Origin of the sequence: Maricaulis maris (assembly GCF_049116555.1) — a bacterium.
Classification (GTDB): Bacteria; Pseudomonadota; Alphaproteobacteria; order Caulobacterales; family Maricaulaceae; genus Maricaulis; species Maricaulis maris_C.
The window spans coordinates 182,156-204,255 of record NZ_JAGDYT010000004.1 but is presented as its reverse complement, the minus strand read 5'-3'; the positions used below and the strand labels follow the sequence as shown (position 1 = coordinate 204,255).

The following is a 22,100-nucleotide window of genomic DNA, read 5'->3' as shown; positions in this document are numbered from 1 at the left end:
GCAGTCATCGATCAGGCCTCGCCGCATGAAATGGCAACCATGCGGTCGAGTGCCGCCTTCGCGCGACCATCATCAATGGCGGCTTCTGCCAGGCGCGTCCCTGTCGGGATGGTGTCCGCCAGACCGGCCAGCATCAGCGCCGCGCCGGCATTGAGCACTGCGATGTCCCGGAAAGGACCAGGCTCGCCGTCGAGCAGAGCCCGGATCGCCTCGGCATTACGCTGTGGCGTTCCCCCTTGAAGGTCCGACTCCGCGACCAGAGCGAGCCCCGCTTCTTCGGGGTGGAAGCTGTAGGTTTGGATGTTGCCATCCTTGAGTTCGGCGATATCCGAACCGGTCGTGGTGGTGAGCTCGTCCATCCCGTCCTGGCCGCAAATGACCAGTGCATGCTCGCACCCCAGATCGCGCAAGGCCTCGGCAATGGGGACCAGCCAGCGCTTGTCATAGACACCGAGCAATTGCCGCTTGACGCCTGCGGGATTGGACAGGGGGCCAAGCAGGTTGAATACCGTGCGCACTTTCAGCGCCTGGCGAGCCGGGCCGACATGGCGCACAGCTGCATGGTGGGCGGGGGCATAAAGAAAGCCGACGCGTGCCTCCGCGAGGGAGCGTTCCACCGCGGCAGGCGGGCAGTCGAGCTTGACGCCGAGCTGGGCCAGCACGTCGGAGGAACCGGACTTGGACGAGGCGGCGCGATTGCCGTGTTTGGCAACGATTGCCCCGGCGCCGGCCGCGATAATCGCGGCCGTGGTCGAGATGTTCCAGGCGCCCTTGCCGTCACCGCCAGTCCCGCAAGTGTCGATGGCGCCATCAGGCGCGGAGATGCGGGTCATGCGGCTACGCAGGGCGCGGGCACCTGAAGCGATGTCCGAAGGACGTTCGCCAAGCGCGGCCAGGCCGATCAGGAAGCCCCCGATCGCCGCGTCCGGTACATCGCCCGACATCAGTTCGTCAAAGGCGTGGGCAATGGCCGTGTCGGCGGGGAAGTCGCCGCGGGCAAAGGCGGTCAGGCATTCGGAAATGTTTTGCATGGTCAGTCGTTTCGCTGGGCAGGTTCATGAACGGCCATCTGGCCGCTTACCGGTCATTCAGGACGCAGGACGGCGCCATCGATGATCCGTACGCCATCGGGCGGCCGGTTGAGTGTATCGAACGCGCGTCTCGTCGCACACAGCCGCGCGGCCGGTGCTGGGCACCGGCGAATTCGGATGTGGAGCGGGCAAAGACGGCATACCTGTCACCGGGTTGAACAAAGCGAACCTTACCGAGTTAGCGCGGGCGCCGAGGCAATTCAACGATGACGGGCTGCAGTGGTTGGCCCGGACCGGCTCAGGCCGCAGCGACGCGGGGCAGGCCGGTCAGATCGAGGAAGTTGCGCAACAGGGCGTGACCCTGTTCCGAGGCAATGGATTCCGGGTGAAACTGCACGCCATGAATGGGCCGGTCGCGATGCATCAGGCCCATGATTTCGCCATCGGCGGTATGGGCGTTGGCGATGAGGCTGTCGGACACGCTTTCCGGGCGCACCGCCAGTGAATGATAGCGGGTTGCGGTGAACGGGCTGGGCAGGCCGGTGAAAAGGCCGCTGCCGTCATGGCTCACTTCGCTGGTCTTGCCATGCATGATGACCTTGGCGGAGATCACCTCACCGCCGAAAACCTGGCCGATGGATTGGTGGCCGAGGCAGACACCGAGAATCGGCAAGTCGTCCGGCGCCTGCGCAATCACGTCGAGACAGATCCCGGCCCGGTCCGGGTCGCACGGGCCCGGGGAAAGCACGATCCCGCTTGCCCCGAGGGCCAGCGCCTCGCTTGCCGTCATGGCATCATTGCGAATGACCGTCGTGTCCGCGCCCAATTCCTGGAAATAATGGACGAGGTTGAAGGTGAAGCTGTCGTAATTGTCGATGATGAGCAGCATGGTGATCTCCCTGGCGCCAACCTAGTCAGGCCGCCCGGTTTCGCCAATCCCGGCAGCGCATTAACGCCTGGTTAACCATGCGGGAGCGAGCTGGGGGCATGCCCTCACTGCGTCGCACATCCCTGAAAGCTCGGCACTCCGCCATCCCCGCATTCGCTGGCGCGCTCGCAGCGGCTGCCTATCTGCTTGGCGCCATTGTGTTTTCTGCGGCGAGCAATGGTGCGCTTCCGGTCCCGGCAACGGCCTCAGCCGAGCTGCCGCCGCGCCATCAGGGCGTGCGGGTCACCCGTGCGCGCAATTTCGATTCGCTCGAATCCGCCAATTCAGGCGTTGAGACGCTGGCGCTGGCTGCACCTGTCGAGGTCGCCGCATCAAATATGAGTCCGGTGATCATCCCGCCTGAAAATGAGACCCGGTCCAACGACGGGCCAGCGCGGTTGGTGCTGGTGATCGATGATGTCGGTCTCGACGTGGATGCCGCGCAGCGGGTTCTGGCCCTGCCGGTTCCATTGACCGTGGCGATTCTGCCCTATGCCGAAGCGGCGACCCCGTTGTCCGCCCTGGCGCGCCAATCCGGGCATGACGTGCTCTTGCACATGCCGATGGAGCCGGTCGGCCTGGCCGACCCCGGTCCGAATGCGCTGCGGATCGGCCTCAGTGATATCGATCTTCAGGCCCGCATGCGCTGGGCCATGGCGCAAGTGCCTGGCGCGGTGGGGCTCAATAATCACATGGGAAGTCGGTTCACGGCGGATCCTCGAGCCTTGCGCGTGGCGCTCTCCGCCATCTCGCATGATGATCCGGTCTTCCTGGACAGCCTGACGACCGCCCACAGCCGCGGCGGGGCTGTGGCGTCCGGCCTTGGATTGCGCACGCTGCAGCGCGATATCTTCCTCGATCATGATCTTGATGCCGCTGCCATTCGCGCGCGCCTTGACGAGGCGGCCGAGCGCGCACGCGACACTGGTTATGCGGTCATGATCGGGCATCCGCATGATCTGACACTGGCGGTGCTGGAGGGCTGGCTGTCGAGCGATGCCGTTGCCGACCTCGAATTCGTCACCACAAGCGCGCTCGCCGATTCCCTCTTCGCGACCGAGCCCGGTCTTCAGGCCTCACTGACCGAGTGAGTCCTCGGCGGCGCGGAACAGGGCGGCTGCCTTGTTGACCGTTTCCACCCGTTCGGATTCCGGATCACTATCAAGAACCACACCGGCACCTGCCTGGACATACATCCGGCCATCCTTGAACACGGCGGTTCGCAGCGCGATGGCCGTATCCATGCCGCCATCGGCGCTGAAATAGCCGACGGCACCGGCATAGACACCGCGGCGATGCGGTTCCAGTTCGTCAATGATTTCCATCGCCCGGACCTTCGGCGCGCCGGACACGGTTCCGGCCGGGAATCCGGCGAACAGGGCGGAGACCACGTCTTCCTGGTCGGCGAGATCACCCTCGACATTGGACACGATGTGCATGACGTGGCTGTAGCGCTCAACAATCTCACGTGCGGTGATGCGGACGGTCCCCGGCTTGGCGATGCGTCCGACATCATTGCGGCCCAGATCGAGCAGCATGAGATGTTCCGAACGTTCCTTCGGATCGGCCAGAAGGTCGGCCTCGAAGGCATCATCCTCGGCCGGTGTCTGACCGCGCGGTCGCGTGCCGGCGATAGGGCGGATCGTCACCACATCATCACGCAGCCGGACCAGAATTTCAGGGCTGGACCCGACAACTTCAAAGCCGTCAAACCGGAAAAAGAAGAGGAAGGGCGAGGGGTTGAGCCGCCGCAGGGAGCGATAGGCCCAGAACGGGTCGGCCGGGTAATCGGCGGAGAATCGCTGGCTGGGCACGACCTGAAAGGCATCGCCGGCGCGGATATAGTCCCGCGCGGTGTCCACCGCCGCGCGGTAATCATCCGGTGTTCGGTTGGATTGGCGTTCACCCAGTTCGCCGTCGGGTCTGGCGAGCTCCGGTGTGGCTCCTGCCAGACGTTGCAGCGTGGTCTGCAGGCGTTCGACGGCCGCGTCATAGGCTTCACGGGCCGAATACTCACCGGGGCGCACGGGGCAATAGACCTGGATTTCCTGTTTCAGGGCGTCGAAGACAACCATGGTCTGGGGCCGAAGCAGCACGGATTCAGGCAGGCCCAGCGGATCCGGCGCCGCACCTTCCGGCAAGCGCTCCAGATAGCGCACCATGTCATAACCGACATAGCCGAACAGGCCGGAGGCGAGCGGCGGAGCGTCGTCGGGCAGGGGGCAATGAGCCGCTTCGATAACCGCTCGCAGGGCCGTCATCGGTTCGGTATCGAGCGGTGTGAATTTGCGCGCGGCGACATCCATCCCGCTTGCCTCGGAAACGACGCCGTTTCGGCATTGCCAGATCAGGTCCGGGTCAAGGCCGATGGCGGAATACCGTCCCCGCCAGGCCCCGCCCTCAACCGACTCCAGAAGGAAGCTGTTGGGCTGGTTCGCCGCCAAACGCAGATAGGCGGCGACCGGCGTCAGGAGGTCGTCCACACGGCGTGCCTGCAGGACGCAGGTTTCACCCCGCTCCAGACGCTCGGCGACCGTCCGGAAATCGGGCGTGATCGGCGCGTGGGGCGTCATCGCGGTGCGTTGGGGTCGGTCTCGCCAATCGCCAGCGAGAACAGGCGGGCATCGACGGATTCATCCGTGATGCCGTATTCGCGCACCAGGTAGTCACGGGTGGCCTGAAGCACGTCATCGCCCAGCTGGGAATCGATGTTCGAGCTGATCCCGTCCATCTCCAGATCGGACGCAGTCGCGATGTCGGCCGGAATGATCTCGTTGAGCGTCATGAGCAGATAGGTGCCTTCACCGACCTGCAGCATGTCAATATCGCCGACGCTCATATTGAACGCTGTCGACATGGCCAGCTGGGAGAAAGCCCCCGCGGTCTGGCCGCGTTGCAGGGTCGAGGTTTCCGTGCGCCCACCGGTCGTCAGGGAGACGAGCTCCATGTCATCGCCCGCTTCCAGTTGTGCCAGCGCGTCTTCGGCGCGGGTGCGGAGCTGGGTGTCGACCTGGATGGAGCGCCAGCGGGCCTCCGCCTGATCGCGGATTTCATCGAGCTCGAACGGACGGCTCGGGACGATGCTATCAACACGCAGGGTGAAGAAGTCGGTCTCGTTGAACGTGCGCAAATCGATCGCGAAACCTTCGACCGAATCGAAGGCGACAGGCAGGAGTTCGGGAGCCAGAGACTGATACCGGGCAGCGTCAAACCCCAGATCCTCGTCGATCGAGTTCAGGGCCAGGGGCTGATAAATTTCCAACGGAACCCCGGCGCTCTCGGCCGCGACTTCCAGGCTTGCACCATCCGCACGCGCCGTTTCGAAGCGCTCGACAGCGTCGTAGAGATCATCGGTCGCCTGGGCCTGTGCAGCACTGGCCTGCAAACGATCACGCTCTTCTTCAAAGGTTGGAATGAACGCGTCCTCGGCGGCGGTAACCAGGACGGCGCTCCAGGCAAACCGACCTTCGATCGCAGCGGATTCCTCAGCGGCCATACCGAAGACGGCTTCAGCAAGCTGGCTGTCGGGAATATCGCCGACCTGGACGTCTTCCTGAATGAGCGGTGCGCCGAGTCCGAGTGCAGCGGCAATGTCTGCCGGCGTTTCGCCGGCGGTCAGGCGTTCGGCGGCGGCCTGCGCGGTCGCTTCATCCTGGGTGGTCAATTGGGCAAAGCTGCGAGTCGCCGGGGTGCCAAGGCGACCGGTGGAGCGCTCGTAGTCATAGGTGTCGCGCAGGAAGGTCTCGTCAATCGCGACATCGCGGATGAAGTCCTGCAATTGCAGGCGGACGAGCGTGAAGGCCCGAAATTCCGGTCGTGTGAAGAGCGGTTGGCCGTTCTGCCCCGGAGTTTCCTCGATGAAAGTCTGCAATTCCTCATCGGTGGGGTCGGCAATTTCATCGGCCGTCGAGGCGTCGATCACCAGCCCGGTCACCCGGCGGCGTTCCTCCGCCACGAGATAGCGGGTCTGGGCCATCTGATCGGGTGAACCGGATAGGCCGGCCAGGGTCGCAATGAGCTGGGTCCGCAGCAGGTCGCCTTCGATATTGTCGGCAAACTGGTCTTCGCTCATCCCCACGCGCCGGAGGGCAGCGGTCATCGCATCGCGATCAAAGTCTCCGGTGACCGGGTTGAGGAAGGCTGGAATGTCGGCGACTTCGCGCACAATGGCCTGATTGGACACTTCCAGCCCCAGTTCACGGGCGCGGGCCGCAAAGGCGGCCAGGGTGATCTGCTGTTGAAGGACCTGTTCGCCAAGTCCCTCGGCTCGCGCCTGCTCGGCGGTGATCGAGGAATCCTGGTCCTGCAGGCGCCGGACCTCGCCATTGAAAGCGCTGGACAGCTCGCGCTGACTGATCCGCTCCGGCCCCACCGTGACCACGGCATCACCGCTGCCGGTGAAGATGCCGCCACTGCCGGGCAGGGCGATGGCGAAGGCCAGGACGAGAAGAACGATGATGACCAGTGCGAGAGGCGACTGGGCGAAAGACCGGAAATTGGACAGCATGGAACCGAAATGCCTTTGAAAAACGTCGCGCGGAAGGTAGCGGCGCGGTCAGATGGTCGCAAGCACGAGGGGCGGTTGTTCTGCGATTGTCGGTGCGCCCCGTTGCGAAGCCCGGTTTTGATGATTACTCCTGCCGCGCATCAAGGGGACGGGATCAGCCGGTCGGGGAAGCAAAATGGCGCGTCGCACACTCATCGCGGGCAATTGGAAAATGAACGGGTCCGTCGCGGCCCTCGGTTTCTTTGACGCCGTGGCTCCGATCGCGAAGGACGCGGACGCGGAGATCCTGATCTGCCCTCCGGCCACCTTGCTAGCCCAGGCTGCAAGCGCTTGTTCAGGCAGTGAAATACGCGTCGGTGGTCAGGATTGCCATGCGGCGATGTCCGGCGCCCATACCGGTGATGTCTCGGCGACCATGTTGCGCGAGGCCGGGGCCAGTCATGTGATCCTCGGGCATTCTGAACGCCGCGCTGATCATGGTGAAAGCGACGCGCTTGTCCGGGCCAAGGCCGAGGCCGCGCTTCAGGCCGGCTTGGTGCCGGTGATTTGTGTCGGTGAAACCCGCGATGAGCGGGAGGCCGGGCGCGCGGTCGAAGTGGTCGCGGGTCAACTCGCGGGCTCCTTGCCGGAAAATCCGGCCCGGATGACACTGGTAATAGCTTATGAGCCGGTCTGGGCGATCGGGACTGGATTGACGGCTTCGATCGGCGATGTGGCGGCCATGCACGGGGCCATTCGCGAGCGCCTTCCCGACCCGCTAACTACTTGTATTTTATATGGTGGTTCGGTGAAGCCGGGGAATGCGAAAGACCTGCTCGATCTGGAGGATGTCGATGGCGCGCTCGTCGGGGGTGCAAGCCTGAAATCCACTGATTTTTCAGCCATTATTGAGGCGGCAGGTCGCAAATCCGAACTAGTCCGGTAAGTGGATCGAAACCTATTTGCGGCAATGTTGAAACCTGACGTTTCCTGTTTCGCCGCTTTTGTGGAGCCGAACCGAGTATGGCCGAAATCGACTACACCCGGGCTTCCGTCCTGTTGTTCGACCCCATTCACGTCAACCAGCGGACGAGTCGGTACGCGCTCTTCGAGATTGGCTTCCGACAGATTGAATGCGTCGCCTCCATCGCCGATTTCAAGAATGGAATCACCGAGGGTGCACCGAGCCTGATCGTCGCCGAAGCCAGCGCGAACGATAAGGATATTTTCAATCTGGTGCGCTCCGTCCGTCGCGGTGATGTGGGGTCCAACCCATTTGTCGTCTTCCTGCTGACGACCTGGAGCCGTGATACCGGTCATATCCGCAAGGCGATCGAGTGCGGCGCCGATGATGTCATCGTGCGGCCCTTCTCGACCATGTTTGCCGAGGAACGGGTCAAGACACTGATCCGGGGCCGCAAGGATTTTGTGGTGACGTCCGATTATATCGGACCGGACCGCCGCAAGGACAGCGAGCGTTCCACCGATGCGCCGCCGATTACGGTTCCGAATTTTCTCAAGGCAACAGTCGAGAATGACGAGCAGGCCCTGAATAACGCCCAGCAATGGGTCCGCGAGGCGCGGGAGGCCGTGACGACGGAACGCGTGCGCCGTGTGGCGATGCGGATCGTCATCTCGGTTGAGCTGGAAGCCTCCAAGAAGACAGAACAGGGCAAGGTTCCCGTTGCCCTGGACATCAAGGACCTCGATCGCGCCGCACGCGAGCTGAGAGCCCATGTCCTGCGGGCAGGGCGCCGAGAGGCCGCCGAAGTCGCCGAGGCCCTGCTCGACCAGATTGGCGCGTTGGGCGACGGGCGCAATGCGGATGCCGGCGTTCTCAAACTCGTCAAGGAATTGGCCATGGGCACCTATGCAGCCTTCGCCAATGGCGACACGATCGAGCGGTCCAAGGACGAGATCGGTCGGACCGTGTCCAATCTGCGCAAGCGCCTGCAGGCGCGTGCCGAGGCTGCCCGGCGCAAGGCGGTCCTGATCGCCGAGGAAGCCGCAGCGGAAACCGCAGACGATGCTGGCCAAGAAGGTTCGCCTGATATAAAACGCGCCGCCATGTGACCGGGCGGTGCTGACACCGCACCGGAAACTCCCTATATCCACGGCCGAGCCGCCCGACCGGGCGGCGCGGCCTGACACATGGCGGTATTCATGACCACAGTTCTTTTGATCATCCAGCTTCTGGTCGCCCTTGGACTCATCGGCGTCATTCTGCTGCAGCGGTCGGAAGGCGGGGCCCTGGGTATCGGCGGCGGCGGCGGTGGCGGCGGCATGATGTCCGGCCGTGGCGCGGCGAACATCCTGACCCGGACGACCATGATCCTGGCCGCGGTCTTTATCGGCAATTCGATCCTGCTCGCCATCGTGACCGGCGTCACGGCGGACGGGAATAGCGTGTTCGATACCGAGATCGACAATCCGGCGACCGGCATTGTTGAGCAAGAGGAATCAGGCGCTCCGGTGCCGACGGACGGCTAGTCCTTCCTCTTTTAATCATCACATATTTCAACTCGCGTCTTCCGACGCGTCCGAATCTGGGATAATCAGACGGCCCATGCCGCGATATATCTTTATTACGGGCGGCGTGGTCTCCTCCTTGGGAAAAGGCCTCGCTTCAGCCGCTATCGGAGCCCTGCTTCAGGCGCGTGGATATAAAGTCCGCCTGCGCAAGCTGGACCCCTATCTCAACGTTGATCCGGGCACGATGTCGCCCTATCAGCATGGCGAATGCTATGTGACCGATGACGGGGCGGAAGCCGACCTCGATCTCGGCCATTATGAACGCTTCACGGGCGTTGCCGCGAGCCAGGCCGACAATATCACCACAGGCCGGATCTATTCACGCATCATCGAGCGTGAGCGCCGTGGCGATTACCTTGGTGCGACCGTGCAGGTCATTCCGCACGTCACCGATCAGATCAAGCAATTCGTCCTGTCGGATGCCGGGGATGTCGACTTCGTGCTGTGCGAGATCGGCGGCACGGTCGGCGACATTGAGGGGCTTCCCTTCTTCGAGGCGATTCGTCAGCTCGGTCAGGAGCTGGGCGACGACAATGCGGTCTTCCTGCACGTCACCTTGCTGCCTTTCATCAAGGTCGCCGGCGAGATGAAGACCAAGCCGACCCAGCACTCGGTGAAAGAATTGCGCTCGATTGGTATCCAGCCGGATATCCTGCTGTGTCGCTGCGAGATTCCGATCCCGCCGGGTGACAAGCGCAAGATCGGGCGCTTCTGCAACGTGAAGGAAAGCGCTGTCATCGAGGGGCGCGACGCGGCTTCGCTGTATGATGTGCCGCTGGAATATCACTCCCAGGGCCTCGACACCGAAATCCTGCGCTGCTTCGGGATTGATGATGCACCGGCACCGGACCTGTCGCGCTGGCAGGCCATCTCCGAGACGATCGCCAATCCGGACGGCGAGGTCACGATCGGTGTGGTTGGCAAATATGTCGGCCTGCTGGACGCCTATAAATCCCTGATCGAAGCGCTCGCCCATGGCGGGATCGCCAATGGTGTGAAGGTCAAACTCAAATGGCTCGATAGCGAGCAGTTTGAAAGAGACGACCCGTTCGAACCGCTGGAAGACGTCCATGGCGTGCTTGTCCCGGGCGGGTTCGGCGAGCGGGGTGTCGAGGGCAAGATCGCCGCGGCCCGCTTTGCCCGCGAGCGCAAGGTCCCCTTCTTCGGGATTTGCTACGGCATGCAGATGGCTGTGCTCGAGGCGGCGCGCAATCTCGCCGGTGTCGAGCATGCTGTCTCGACGGAATTCTCCGACAGCGGCGAATCGGTGATCGGTCTTCTCACGGAGTGGACCCGCGGCAATGAAGTCGAGACCCGGTCTGCCGGTGACGATATGGGCGGCACAATGCGTCTCGGCGCCTATCCAGCCGTCCTCAAGGAAGGCTCCAAGGTCCGCGAGATCTATGGCGAAGCCCATATCGAGGAGCGCCACCGTCACCGCTATGAGGTGAATGTCGGCTACAAGGACAAGCTGGAAGCTTGCGGTTTGACCTTCTCTGGCCTGTCGCCCGATGGCGTGCTGCCGGAAATCGTCGAGATTTCGGATCATCCCTGGTTCGTCGGCGTGCAATTCCACCCGGAGTTGAAGTCCCGCCCGTTCGAACCGCATCCGCTGTTTGCGAGCTTTATCGCTGCGGCATTGCATCAGAGCCGGATGGTTTAGAGACGAGAGCCTTTCGCGCTTGATTGTCATCCCGGATGGATGCCCGGCGAAGGTCGGGCGTCTGACGGGGATGACAAGGTCAGCCTTCGGCCTCCAACTCCCCAATCACTTCCACCGCCTCCATCACATCCTCGCGCGTGCAATCAAACTGCCCGACCTGGAAGCGGATCACATGGCGGCCGTCATGGCGGGTCTGGGTGAGATAGGTTCGGCCGTCGGTGTTGATCCGGTCCAACAAGGCTGCCGTCGCCTCATCGCCCGCCTTGCAGGCAAAGCTGAACAGGCTCAGGCGCGGCTCTGTGACAATCACCAGACCAGGCAGGGCGCGGATCGCCTCGCAGGCCTCGTTTGACCAGGCGATGTGATTGCGGATGCGTGTGCGCAGCCCTTCCAGCCCATAGGCGCGGATCAGGAACCAGAGCTTGAGGGCCCGGAAGCGGCGGCCGAGCGGGATGGTCCATTCGGAATAGTTGACCGCGTCCTCCATGCCCGGTGTTTCCAGATAGTCCGGGCGCAGGGTCAGGGATTTGAGCTGGTCGGTCGGGTCCTTGAGGAACTGGACGGAGCAGTCGAACTGGGCGCCGAGCCATTTGTGTGGATTGAAGACGATCGAGTCGGCTTGGTCGCAGCCCTCCCAGATGGAGCGGAATTCCGGACAGATCATCGCAGAACCGGCCCAGGCAGCATCGATGTGGGTGTAGAGACCCTCGGCCTGCGCCACCTCGACGATGGCCGCCACCGGGTCGCTGGCGCCGATGGATGTGCCTCCGACACAGATCACGATACCGGCCGGCAGATGGCCGGCGGCCCGGTCTGCCCGGATCGCGGCGCGCAAGGCGCCCGGATCCATGCCGTAATCATCGCTGGTGGCGATCCTGACCAGATTGTCCTGCCCGATACCGGCGACCCAGCACGCCTTGTCGATCGAGGAATGGGCCTGGGCCGAGGCATAGATGCGCGGCGCGCTCTCGCCGCTGAGTCCGGAGCGGATGCCGCGCCAGTCGAGCGCCCGTTCGCGCATGGTCATGATCGCGGAGAGGGTGGCCGAGGACGCACTGTCCTGGATCACGCCGCGCCAGCCATCCGGCAGGTCGAGCGCCTGGCGCAGCCAGTCGACCATGCGGGTTTCCATTTCGGTGGCGGCGGGTGAGGTCTGCCACAGCATGCATTGTGCGGCCATCGTTGTGACGAGCTGCTCGGCCAGGATCGAGGCCGGCGCCGCATTGGCCGGGAAATAGGCGAAAAACCGCGGATGCTGCCAATGGGTCATGGCGTCCGGGACAAGGCGTTCGAAGTCGGCGAAGATGTCGGCCATGTCGGTGGCGGTTTCCGGCGGCGCAACGGGCAGGGCATTCAACACATCGCCGGCCTTGGTCCGGGCGCGCACAGGACGGTCCCGCAAGGTCTCCAGATATCGGACCGACCAGTCGGCTATGCGCCGTGACCACAGGCCAAACTCCTCGATTTTCATCATCATCCCCCGTGCCGGATGCGGTTTTTTACATCGGGCGTGCATCTAAACCCATTGTCACACGCATCCGGGAGGTATCGCCGCTATGATGCGGCCATGAATTGATACGGGTTCAAGGAGACTGCCATGCGTTTCAACCGCTTCACCATGCTCGCCAGCACCGCCATCGCCGCACTGAGCCTCACCGCGCCCGGTCTGGCCCAGGACAGCGAGATCCGTGACTTCGCAGGCTTCACCGCGATTGACGCCAATGGCGGCTTCGAAATCCAGGTCGTGCAGGGCGACAGCTTCTCGGTCGAGTTGATCGGGGATGGCGATGATTTTGCCGACATTGAAACCGAGATCGATCGCGGCACGCTCGAGATCGATCAGGACAGTGGCTGGTTCACCCGTCGCGACAGCCTGGACGTTGTGGTCCACGTGACGATGCCGGCGATCGAGGAATTGGAGTTCGGCCGCGGCATTAGCGCCGAGGTCTCGGGCATTGATTCGGGCCGGCTTGAAGTGGACGCATCCACCGGCACATCGGTTCGCTTGTCAGGCACGTGCGGCTCCCTGGAAATCGATGCCTCGACCGGCACATCGCTCAATGCCCGCAATCTGGTCTGCGCCCGGGTGGAAGTTGATGCCTCGACCGGCGCCTCGGTCTCTGCGCACGCCACGGAGGCCTCGGATGCCTCGGCCAGCATGGGCGCATCGGTCCGAATTCACGGCAATCCACCGTCCCGCCATGCGAGCAGTTCGATGGGGGGATCCGTCAGCCATTCGGCCGGCGGTTGACGGCATCCGCAGCGCGGCCTGCAACAGGTCGCGCACCATGCTTGCAACAGGCTGGCTAAGCCTGTATACCGCGCGGCTCGTACGGTTGGTGAAAGCTGGCCCGACCACTGATTCATAGCGCTGGAGAGGCTCAATGGCCGTCCCTAAAAGAAAAACGACGCCGAGCAAACGCGGCATGCGCCGGGCCCACGACAAGCTGGCTGCCCCGGCCTACATCGAAGACAAGGACAGCGGCGAGCTGCGTCGTCCGCATCATGTCGACCTGAAGTCGGGCATGTATCGCGGTCGCCAGATCCTTGAGCCGAAAGACGACTGAGTCGTTGCCGGCTGACCGGTTACCCGGTCGATCACGCTGACAAGAAAACGCGCCAGGTCATCACCTGGCGCGTTTTTCTTTGTCTGGTTGCGGGCGCAACCGGTTGAATCGGACGATTCCTTCGACGGCTTGCAAGCTTGTTCAACATCCCCACACTGCCTGAAGAGCTGACCACAGGGGACATCATGACCAGCGATATCGAAATCGCCCGCGCGGCGAGCCTGAAGCCCATGGCTGAAATTGCCGCGTCGCTTGGCATTCCCGAAGCGGCAATCATCCCGTTCGGTCGATCCAAGGCGAAGCTCGCGGGCGACTATATCGCGACCCTGCAGGAGCGCCCGCGCGGCAAGCTGGTGCTCGTGACCGCGATCAGTCCGACCCCGGCCGGTGAGGGCAAGACGACGACCACGGTCGGCCTGGGCGATGGACTGTCCCGGATCGGCAAGAAGGTCGCGATCTGTCTGCGCGAGCCCTCACTGGGGCCGTGCTTCGGCATGAAGGGCGGAGCAGCCGGAGGCGGCAAGGCCCAGGTCGTGCCGATGGAGGATATCAATCTCCACTTCACCGGCGATTTCCACGCCATCACTTCGGCTCACAATCTCCTCGCAGCGCTGGTCGACAATCATGTCCACTGGGGCAATGGGCAGGGTCTGGACAATCGCCGTATTGCGCTGAAACGCGTCATCGATATGAATGACCGCTCGCTGCGCCATCTGGTCACCGGGCTGGGCGGTCCCGCCCATGGCACGCCGCGTGAGGGCGGGTTTGACATCACGGTCGCCTCCGAAGTCATGGCCATTCTCTGCCTGGCCCGTGATCTGACGGACCTGGAAGAACGGCTGGGCAATATCGTCATCGGCGAACGGGCCGACCGGACCCGGGTGACGGCGAAGGATATTGGCGCCGCGGGGGCCATGACTGTCCTCTTGAAAGACGCCTTCCAGCCCAATCTTGTCCAGACGCTGGAGCATACGCCGACCTTCATCCATGGCGGCCCCTTCGCCAATATCGCCCATGGCTGCAACACGCTGGTCGCGACTGACACGGCCCTGCGACTGGCTGACTATGTGGTGACCGAGGCCGGATTCGGGGCGGATCTGGGTGCCGAGAAATTCTTCGACATCAAGTGCCGCAAGGGCGGGCTGGAACCGTCGGCGGCGGTGCTGGTGGCCACGATCCGGGCGCTGAAAATGAATGGTGGCGTCGCCAAGGATCAGCTCGGCGAGGAGAATATCGCCGCGGTCGAGGCCGGGTGCGCCAATCTGGGCCGGCATATTGAAAATCTCGGAAAGTTCGGCGTTCCGGTCGTGGTGGCCATCAACCATTTCACTGCCGATACCGACGCCGAGGTCGCCGTGGTCGAGGCCTTCTGCCAAGCGCGCGGCGTGAAGGCGGTCCTGGCGCGTCACTGGGCTGAAGGCGGGCAGGGCACCGAGGCGCTCGCCGAAGCCGTCAGCGAGCTCGTGGAGGGCGGCACGAGCCGGTTTTCGCCGCTCTATGGCGATGATCTCTCCCTGGTCGACAAGATCGAGACGATCGCCCGCACGATTTATCGCGCCGGTTCGGTGACGTTCGAGCGCTCGGCGCGCAATCAGCTGGAAGCCTGGCAAGCCGCGGGCTATGGCCACCTGCCTGTGTGCATGGCCAAGACCCAGTATTCCTTTTCCGCCGACCCGGCCCTGACCGGCGCGCCTGAAGGGCATGAGCTGCCGGTGCGCGAAGTCCGTCTGTCCGCCGGCGCCGGCTTTGTGGTCGCGGTCTGCGGCGCGATCATGACCATGCCGGGTTTGCCGCGTAAGCCGGCGGCGCTGGATATTCATCTCAATGCTGACGGAGAGGTCGAGGGCTTGTTCTAGGCCAATCCGGCCCGTTAACCGCACAAATTTCGCGTGTTCGCGGTAACACGGCGGATTGCCCGCATGCGCGGGCTTGCGTCCCCGCCAGCCTTGGTTATGAAGCGCCCAACGCGCCTTTATCCCGAAGAGAGTCTCATGACCGCCATCACCGACATCATCGCCCGCGAAATTCTCGACAGCCGGGGCAATCCGACTGTGGAAGTCGATGTTCTGCTGGAAGACGGGTCTTTTGGCCGGGCCGCGGTGCCGTCCGGCGCCTCCACAGGTGCTCACGAGGCGGTCGAGATGCGCGACGGTGACGAGCGCTATAATGGCAAGGGCGTCCAGAAGGCCTGCGACCTCGTCGAGGGCGAGATCTTCGAGGCCATCGCCGGCATGGATGCCGAAGATCAGCGACGCATTGACGAAGCGATGATCGAGCTCGACGGAACCGCCAACAAGGCTCGCCTCGGGGCCAATGCGATGCTGGGTGTGTCCCTGGCTACCGCGCATGCCGCTGCCGATGTTCAGGGCCTGCCGCTCTATCGCTATATTGGCGGCATGAATGCGCGTGTGCTGCCGACCCCGATGATGAATATCATCAATGGTGGCGCCCATGCCGACAATCCGATCGACTTTCAGGAATTCATGATCATGCCGGTCGGCCTGCCGAGCTTTTCGGAAGGCCTGCGCTGCGGCGCCGAAGTCTTCCACGCGCTCAAATCGCGTCTGAAGGCTGACGGTCTGAACACGAATGTCGGCGATGAGGGCGGTTTCGCCCCGCACCTGACGTCCGCCGAGCAGGCCCTCGACGTGATCATGGATGCGATCGAAAAGGCCGGTTACAAGCCGGGCGAGGATGTTGCCCTGGCGCTCGATGTCGCCTCGACCGAATTTTACAAGGATGGCCAATACGTGCTGGAAGGCGCAGGCGAGAGCCATGACGCCGCCGGTTTCGCGCAGTATCTTGAAAAGCTTGTCTCCAAATATCCGATCGTCTCGATCGAAGACGGCATGGCCGAGGATGACTGGGACGGCTGGCGCGCCCTGACCGAGCGTCTCGACGGTAGCTGCCAGTTGGTCGGTGATGATCTCTTCGTCACCAATCCCGAGCGCCTCGCCGAGGGCATCGAGACCGGAGCCGCCAATGCGATCCTTGTGAAGGTCAATCAGATCGGCACGTTGTCGGAAACCCTGGACGCGGTCGATATGGCGCTGCGCTCGGGCTATGGCGCCGTGATGAGCCACCGCTCCGGCGAAACCGAGGACGCCACCATTGCCGACCTCGCCGTCGCCACCAATTGCGGACAGATCAAGACCGGCTCGCTGGCCCGTTCCGACCGCACCGCCAAGTATAACCAGCTCCTGCGTATCGAGAGCATGCTCGGCGAGACCGGTCTCTATGCCGGCTCTTCCGGCCTCGCGAGCTAGGGGGCGGCGAGACTCAGCAGCAATTGTCATCCCCGCCGGACCTCTCGCGGGGAAGACAAATCGGGGCCATCCGGCCTCATTTGAGTCCAATCCCTTACCCAGACCTGAATCCCGGATTCACGACTCCTAAAGTGTGATCATGTTGAATCACCCACAGAAGAACACGGCGTATGAGCGCCGGTCTCAACGAGGGTGAACGGGTTTGGACGCGATCAAGCGATTCTCCACGACCGCATTACTGACCGTCGCGATCGCCTATTTCGGCTATCACGCACTGACGGGCGAGCAGGGTGTTCTGAACTGGATCGTCGTGAAGACCGAGATCAGCGAAGCCGAATCCGAGCTCGCCCTGGCACGCGCCGAGCGTGAAGCGCTGGAAGTCACCGCGGCCCGCCTGCGTTCCGACAGCCTGGATCTCGACTATGTCGAGGAACGGGCGCGCGCCATTCTCAATGTCGCCCATCCGCGCGAATTCATCGTCGAAATTGAACCGGATGCCCGTCGCTAGAGGCGCGTTCCGGCCGTCGCGCCAAATCTCCATCTGATTGAATTTCCGCTTCATCGCTTGCCCCGGCGGTGCGGCATCTGCTATGCGGCGATGGACGTCAGATGGGAGCGCGAAGGTTTTATTTCGCGTGCGAATTAATGACTAGCAAGCGCACTAGCAAGGCCACCGCCTCGAAATCCGCCGCCAAAGGCGCCGGAAAAGACGAGCTGCTTCAATACTATCGCGAGATGTTGATGATGCGCCGTTTCGAGGAAAAGGCGGGTCAGCTCTACGGCATGGGTCTGATTGCAGGCTTTTGTCATCTCTATATCGGCCAGGAAGCGGTCGTCACCGGCATCCAGGCTGCCCTCGAGGAGGGTGACCAGGTCATCACCGGTTATCGCGATCACGCCCACATGCTGGCCTGCGGGATGGACCCCAATGGTGTCATGGCCGAGCTGACCGGCCGCGAGGGCGGCTATTCGCGCGGCAAGGGCGGCTCCATGCACATGTTCTCCCGTGACAAGCAGTTCTACGGTGGTCATGGCATTGTCGGTGCCCAGGTGGCCCTTGGCACGGGCCTCGCCTTCGCCGATCGCTACAAGGACAACAAGAAGGTCGCCGTGGCCTATTTCGGCGATGGCGCCGCCAATCAGGGCCAGGTCTATGAGAGCTTCAACATGGCCAAGCTCTGGGATCTCCCGGTCATCTATGTGATCGAGAACAACCAGTATGCCATGGGCACCTCGGTCAAGCGGGCCTCCTCGGAAACAGCACTGCACAAGCGTGGCATCTCCTTCGGTATTCCCGGTGAGGAAGTTGACGGCATGGATGTCGAAGCGGTCAAGCGCGCTGCCGAGAAGGCGGTCAAGCATGCCCGTGAAGGCAATGGCCCCTACATCCTCGAGATGAAGACCTATCGCTATCGCGGTCATTCCATGTCCGACCCGGCGAAATACCGGACGCGCGAAGAAGTCGACGACATCCGCTCGCACCACGACCCGATCGACCTGATCAAGAAGCGCCTGATCGAGGGCAAGCACGCGACCGAGGATGAGCTCAAGGCGCTCGACAAGGACGTGAAGGCCATCGTCAACGCCGCCGCCCAATTCGCCAAGGACAGCCCGGAACCGGATGCGTCAGAGCTCTATACCGACGTTCTGGTTGAGGTCTGACCATGAGCGCACGTCTGGCCGGTATCGAAATCCATGCCTCCGACCCGGATGCCTTGGTCGCTTTCTACACGAAGGCACTGGGCTGGTCGTTCGAGCCCAAGGCGTTCGGCGACGTGCCGTATTGGCAGATTGTCACCGCGGATGGCTTGCCGACCGGGCGATTGATCAAACGATATGGCGACGGCCCGCAAGCCGGCGCTGCCGTGATGGGTGCCGTGATGTCAGCTCTCGTTGACGATATCGACGCAGCCTGCACCGCCGCCTCGGAGGCGGGTGCTGTGCCGGCGATGGAAAAATTTCCAATTCCGGGTGAAGGCTGGCAGGCCTATTTCCAGGATCCGGACCACAACGTGTTCGGCCTTTTCCAGGCCGACCCGGGAGCCGGCTCATGACCCCGCAAGTGAAACACTTCCTCGACAACTGGCACCAGGCCGTGCGTGAGCGCGATGCCAATCGCCTGTCCTCGATCATTGCCGAGGGCTGCGAGCTGCACTCCCCGGTCGTCTGGAAACCGTCCGCCGACAAGCATTACCTGCTGCACATCCTGATGGGTGTGATCACGGTGGTGGAAGGCTTCGACTATCGCCAGGAATGGGTCGATGGCAATGATCTGATGCTCGAATTCACCGGCTCGGTGGAGGGCAAGGGCCTCGTTGGCATCGACAAGATCACGCTGAATGAAGACGGCCAGATGGCCCGCATCGAAGTGCTGATCCGCCCGATGAACACGCTGATGGAATTCGCCGGAAAAATGCGCGAGCACGCGCTGCGTTACAAACCCGAAGCCGCCAACGGCTGATGCCGTGCCGGTCTCCGGCGCACTGCAAGATTTGACACAGGACAGGTAGAGCCATGTCGATTGAAATCCTTATGCCGGCCCTTTCTCCCACGATGGAAGAGGGCACGCTCGCCAAGTGGAATATCAAGGAAGGCGACACCGTCGAGAGCGGTGACGTGATTGCCGAGATCGAGACCGACAAGGCGACGATGGAAGTCGAAGCCGTCGAGGAGGGCGTGGTCGCCAAACTCCTGGTCGCCGAAGGCAGCGAGAATGTGAAGGTCAATGCACCGATCGCGATCCTGGCCGAGGATGGCGAGGATGCCAGCGCTCTCGAGGCGCCCAAGGCTGCCACCTCCGAGGTCGCTCCGGCTGTCACCGCAGAACCGGAACCGGCTGCAGAGGCTCCTGAGGCGTCCGCCCCGGTTTTCGCGACGCCGGCTGACCCCGACATTCCCGCCGGCACCAAAATGGTCTCCACCACGGTCCGTGACGCCCTGCGCGATGCGATGGCCGAGGAAATGCGCCGCGACGACACCGTCTTCGTGATGGGTGAGGAAGTCGCCGAATACCAGGGCGCCTACAAGGTCACGCGCGGCCTTCTCGATGAATTCGGGCCGCGCCGTGTCGTCGACACGCCGATCACCGAGCACGGCTTTGCCGGCCTGGGTGTCGGCGCGGCCTTCAACGGCCTCAAGCCCGTCGTCGAGTTCATGACGTTCAACTTCGCCATGCAGGCGATCGACCACATCATCAATTCCGCCGCCAAGACGCTCTACATGTCCGGCGGTCAGATGGGCTGCCCGATCGTTTTCCGCGGTCCCAATGGCGCGGCCAGCCGGGTCGGCGCCCAGCACTCCCATGATTACTCCTCCTGGTATGCCAATGTGCCGGGCCTCAAGGTCGTCGCGCCCTATGACGCGGCTGACGCCAAGGGCCTGATGAAGGCCGCCATCCGCGATCCCAACCCGGTCGTCTTCCTCGAGCACGAGCTGATCTATGGCGAGAGCTTTGATGTGCCAGATGTCGAGGACTGGGTCCTGCCGATCGGCAAGGCCAAGGTCCGCCGCGAGGGCAGCGACGTCACCATCACCGCGCATTCCCGCATGGTCGGCTACGCCCTTGAGGCGGCTGAAATCCTGGCCGGTGAGGGCATCTCGGCCGAGGTGATCGACCTTCGCACCCTGCGCCCGCTCGACACCGACACGGTTGTGGAATCGGTGAAGAAGACCAACCGCATCGTCTGCGCCGAGGAAGGCTGGGGCCGCATGGGTGTCGGCGCCGAGATCGCCGCCGTCGTCACCGCCGAGGCCTTCGACTATCTCGACGCCCCGCCCGCCCGCGTCCACCAGAAAGACGTCCCGCTGCCCTATGCCGGCAATCTGGAGAAGCTCTCTTTGCCGGGCGTTGACGATATCGTGAAGGCGGTGAAGGCCGTCTGCTACGCGGAGTAGGGTGATGGCGTCCCCCACCAAATCCTGGCGCCACGGTGAGTGCCATTGCGGTGAGGTCGGCTTTGCCGTCAACCTGCCGGACAGTGTCGTCGCCCTGTCGTGCAATTGCTCGATCTGCGCCAAGACCGGCTTCATCCACCTCATCGTGGAAAAGCCGGACTTCAAGATTGAACGCGGCGCCGAGAGCCTGACCACCTATACGTTCGGCACGCATGAGGCCAAGCACCTGTTCTGTTCGAAATGCGGCGTGAAGGCTTTCTATGTTCCGCGCTCGCACCCGGACGGCTGGTCCGTCAATCTGCGCGCGCTCGATGCCGACGCCGATCTCCAGCTGCGCTTCGAGGAGTTCGACGGCGCGAACTGGGAAAAGAACGTCTCCAAGATCAACCCCGAACTGGCCCAACCGGGCGCCAATGACGCCTGAGGCGAGGACTTAAGCCATGTCGATTGAAATCCTGATGCCCGCCCTGTCACCCACCATGGAAGAGGGCACGCTGGCCAAATGGCACGTCAAGGAAGGCGATACCGTCGAGAGCGGTGACGTCATTGCCGAGATCGAGACCGACAAGGCGACGATGGAAGTCGAGGCCGTTGACGAAGGTACGGTCGGCAAGATCCTGGTCGAGGAGGGCACTGAAGGCGTGATGGTCAATGCAGTGATCGCGATCCTCCTGGAAGAGGGTGAGACCGAAGTGTCTGTTTCGGCACCGGCAGCGCCTGAGAAGGCTTCGGAGGCCGCGCCTGCCGTCAAGGACGAGCCCGCCAGTCCAAAACCCGCCCCTGCGAGCAGCCCCACCACTGGTGGCGCTGGCCAGGCCGCCAGCGACCGCATCAAGGCCAGCCCGCTGGCCAAACGCATTGCTGCCGACAAGGGACTGGATCTCAAGACCATCGACGGGTCAGGTCCCTATGGCCGGATCGTCAAGCGCGATGTGGAGAACGCACAACCGTCTGTCGCGACCTCGTCCGCTACATCCTCCGGCGCCACGGCAGCGCCGGTCGACATGGACAACCCGCTCGCCAGCTATGGCATTGCCCGCGACCGCTACGACGTCGAGAAGGCCGACGGGATCACCAAGATTTCGGCGAAGCGTCTGGCTGACAGTTTCCGCGATATCCCGCATTTCCCGCTGACTGTGGATTGCCGCATCGATGCGCTGATGGATTTCCGCAAGCGCGTGAATGCCGCCGCCGAGAAGGATGGCGACAAGGTTTCGGTCAATGACATCCTGATCAAGGCGTGCGGCCTGGCCCTGAAGAAGGTCCCTGCCGCCAATTCCTCCTGGATCGAAGGCGGCATGATTGCGCGCCACAAGCATGCGGATGTCTCCATGGCCGTGGCCATCGAGGGCGGTCTGATCACGCCGATCGTCACCGATGCGGATCAGAAGGGCCTGGTCCAGATCTCCCGCGAGTCGAAAGACCTCGCCAAGCGCGCCCGTGATCGCAAGCTGAAGCCCGAAGAATTCCAGGGCGGGACCTTCTCATTGTCCAATCTTGGCATGTTCGGCATCGACAGCTTCGCCTCCATCATCAATCCGCCGCAAGGCATGATCATGTCGGTCGGGGCAGGCGAGCAGCGTCCGGTGGTCAAGGACGGCGCCCTGGCCATCGCCATGGTGATGACGGTCACACTGACCTGCGACCACCGTGTCGTCGATGGTGCCACCGGCGCGAAATGGCTGCAGGCCTTCAAGACCTATGTCGAAGACCCGATGACCATGCTGATGTAG

Annotated in this window: 21 protein-coding genes; 16 read left to right on the top strand and 5 right to left on the bottom strand. The window is 63.1% G+C overall.

Annotation, left to right across the window (positions count from 1 at the left end):
• Positions 1–11: 11 nt before the first annotated feature.
• Together trpD and JXQ94_RS06875 are read right to left on the bottom strand one after the other, a co-directional pair.
• Complete coding sequence (trpD, locus tag JXQ94_RS06880) at positions 12–1,031, bottom strand: anthranilate phosphoribosyltransferase (RefSeq protein WP_421923040.1); 1,020 nt, start codon at positions 1,029–1,031, stop codon at positions 12–14.
• 298 nt (positions 1,032–1,329) lie between these two features.
• Positions 1,330–1,920 (bottom strand): anthranilate synthase component II, encoded by a 591-nt coding sequence (locus JXQ94_RS06875; protein WP_421923039.1) that lies wholly within the window; start codon positions 1,918–1,920, stop codon positions 1,330–1,332.
• A 98-nt stretch (positions 1,921–2,018) separates the two neighbouring features.
• On the opposite strand from JXQ94_RS06875, the gene JXQ94_RS06870 reads away from it, so the two are divergent.
• The gene (locus JXQ94_RS06870; RefSeq protein WP_421923038.1) at positions 2,019–3,050 is read left to right on the top strand and encodes a divergent polysaccharide deacetylase family protein; all 1,032 of its coding nucleotides are present in this window, start codon (positions 2,019–2,021) and stop codon (positions 3,048–3,050) included.
• On the opposite strand, the gene trpE is transcribed toward JXQ94_RS06870, so the two are convergent.
• Both trpE and JXQ94_RS06860 read right to left on the bottom strand, forming a co-directional pair.
• Complete coding sequence (trpE, locus tag JXQ94_RS06865; RefSeq protein ID WP_421923037.1) at positions 3,036–4,532, bottom strand: anthranilate synthase component I; 1,497 nt, start codon at positions 4,530–4,532, stop codon at positions 3,036–3,038. The genes JXQ94_RS06870 and trpE overlap by 15 nt on opposite strands.
• Complete coding sequence (locus JXQ94_RS06860; protein ID WP_421923036.1) at positions 4,529–6,466, bottom strand: SurA N-terminal domain-containing protein; 1,938 nt, start codon at positions 6,464–6,466, stop codon at positions 4,529–4,531. Before JXQ94_RS06860 ends, trpE begins: the two co-directional genes overlap by 4 nt.
• Before the next feature lie 175 nt (positions 6,467–6,641).
• On the opposite strand from JXQ94_RS06860, the gene tpiA reads away from it, so the two are divergent.
• The 4 genes from tpiA to JXQ94_RS06840 all read left to right on the top strand — a co-directional run bounded on the left by tpiA (position 6,642) and on the right by JXQ94_RS06840 (position 10,640).
• Complete coding sequence (tpiA, locus tag JXQ94_RS06855) at positions 6,642–7,391, top strand: triose-phosphate isomerase (protein WP_421923035.1); 750 nt, start codon at positions 6,642–6,644, stop codon at positions 7,389–7,391.
• Positions 7,392–7,468: 77 nt separating this feature from the next.
• Positions 7,469–8,518: a response regulator receiver protein gene (locus JXQ94_RS06850; RefSeq protein ID WP_421923034.1), complete on the top strand. Its 1,050-nt coding sequence runs from the start codon at positions 7,469–7,471 to the stop codon at positions 8,516–8,518.
• A 90-nt stretch (positions 8,519–8,608) separates the two neighbouring features.
• On the top strand, positions 8,609–8,935 hold the full coding sequence (gene secG / locus JXQ94_RS06845; RefSeq protein WP_421923033.1) for a preprotein translocase subunit SecG: 327 nt from the start codon (positions 8,609–8,611) through the stop codon (positions 8,933–8,935).
• Positions 8,936–9,011: 76 nt separating this feature from the next.
• Positions 9,012–10,640: a CTP synthase gene (locus tag JXQ94_RS06840; RefSeq protein ID WP_421923032.1), complete on the top strand. Its 1,629-nt coding sequence runs from the start codon at positions 9,012–9,014 to the stop codon at positions 10,638–10,640.
• Between the two features lie 79 nt (positions 10,641–10,719).
• Here JXQ94_RS06840 and JXQ94_RS06835 read toward each other — a convergent pair whose 3' ends face one another.
• Positions 10,720–12,111: a pyridoxal phosphate-dependent decarboxylase family protein gene (locus tag JXQ94_RS06835; RefSeq protein WP_421923172.1), complete on the bottom strand. Its 1,392-nt coding sequence runs from the start codon at positions 12,109–12,111 to the stop codon at positions 10,720–10,722.
• Positions 12,112–12,237: 126 nt separating this feature from the next.
• Between JXQ94_RS06835 and JXQ94_RS06830 the strand changes: the two genes are divergently transcribed.
• The 11 genes from JXQ94_RS06830 (at position 12,238) to JXQ94_RS06780 (ending at position 22,100) form a co-directional block, all read left to right on the top strand.
• Positions 12,238–12,891 carry a head GIN domain-containing protein gene (locus JXQ94_RS06830; RefSeq protein ID WP_421923031.1) on the top strand — a complete coding sequence of 218 codons (654 nt, stop codon included), beginning with the start codon at positions 12,238–12,240 and terminating at the stop codon, positions 12,889–12,891.
• A gap of 133 nt (positions 12,892–13,024) precedes the next feature.
• Positions 13,025–13,207 (top strand): 50S ribosomal protein L32, encoded by a 183-nt coding sequence (gene rpmF / locus JXQ94_RS06825; RefSeq protein WP_295694585.1) that lies wholly within the window; start codon positions 13,025–13,027, stop codon positions 13,205–13,207.
• 185 nt (positions 13,208–13,392) lie between these two features.
• On the top strand, positions 13,393–15,063 hold the full coding sequence (locus JXQ94_RS06820) for a formate--tetrahydrofolate ligase (protein WP_421923030.1): 1,671 nt from the start codon (positions 13,393–13,395) through the stop codon (positions 15,061–15,063).
• A gap of 135 nt (positions 15,064–15,198) precedes the next feature.
• On the top strand, positions 15,199–16,473 hold the full coding sequence (gene eno, locus JXQ94_RS06815; protein ID WP_421923029.1) for a phosphopyruvate hydratase: 1,275 nt from the start codon (positions 15,199–15,201) through the stop codon (positions 16,471–16,473).
• A 202-nt stretch (positions 16,474–16,675) separates the two neighbouring features.
• Positions 16,676–16,981 carry an FtsB family cell division protein gene (locus JXQ94_RS06810; RefSeq protein WP_421923028.1) on the top strand — a complete coding sequence of 102 codons (306 nt, stop codon included), beginning with the start codon at positions 16,676–16,678 and terminating at the stop codon, positions 16,979–16,981.
• A 137-nt stretch (positions 16,982–17,118) separates the two neighbouring features.
• Positions 17,119–18,135, top strand: coding sequence for a pyruvate dehydrogenase (acetyl-transferring) E1 component subunit alpha (gene pdhA / locus JXQ94_RS06805; protein ID WP_421923027.1), 1,017 nt, complete (start codon positions 17,119–17,121; stop codon positions 18,133–18,135).
• Between the two features lie 2 nt (positions 18,136–18,137).
• Positions 18,138–18,527, top strand: a complete 390-nt coding sequence (locus JXQ94_RS06800; protein WP_421923026.1) for a VOC family protein — start codon at positions 18,138–18,140, stop codon at positions 18,525–18,527.
• Entirely contained in the window at positions 18,524–18,934 is a 411-nt protein-coding gene (locus JXQ94_RS06795; RefSeq protein WP_421923025.1) for a nuclear transport factor 2 family protein, read from the top strand. The genes JXQ94_RS06800 and JXQ94_RS06795 overlap by 4 nt, the downstream gene beginning before the upstream one ends.
• 53 nt (positions 18,935–18,987) lie before the next feature.
• Positions 18,988–20,367, top strand: a complete 1,380-nt coding sequence (locus JXQ94_RS06790; protein ID WP_421923024.1) for a pyruvate dehydrogenase complex E1 component subunit beta — start codon at positions 18,988–18,990, stop codon at positions 20,365–20,367.
• A 4-nt stretch (positions 20,368–20,371) separates the two neighbouring features.
• Positions 20,372–20,791, top strand: coding sequence for a GFA family protein (locus JXQ94_RS06785; RefSeq protein ID WP_421923022.1), 420 nt, complete (start codon positions 20,372–20,374; stop codon positions 20,789–20,791).
• Between the two features lie 16 nt (positions 20,792–20,807).
• A complete protein-coding gene (locus tag JXQ94_RS06780; RefSeq protein WP_421923021.1) occupies positions 20,808–22,100 on the top strand; it encodes a pyruvate dehydrogenase complex dihydrolipoamide acetyltransferase in 1,293 nt (430 codons plus the stop codon).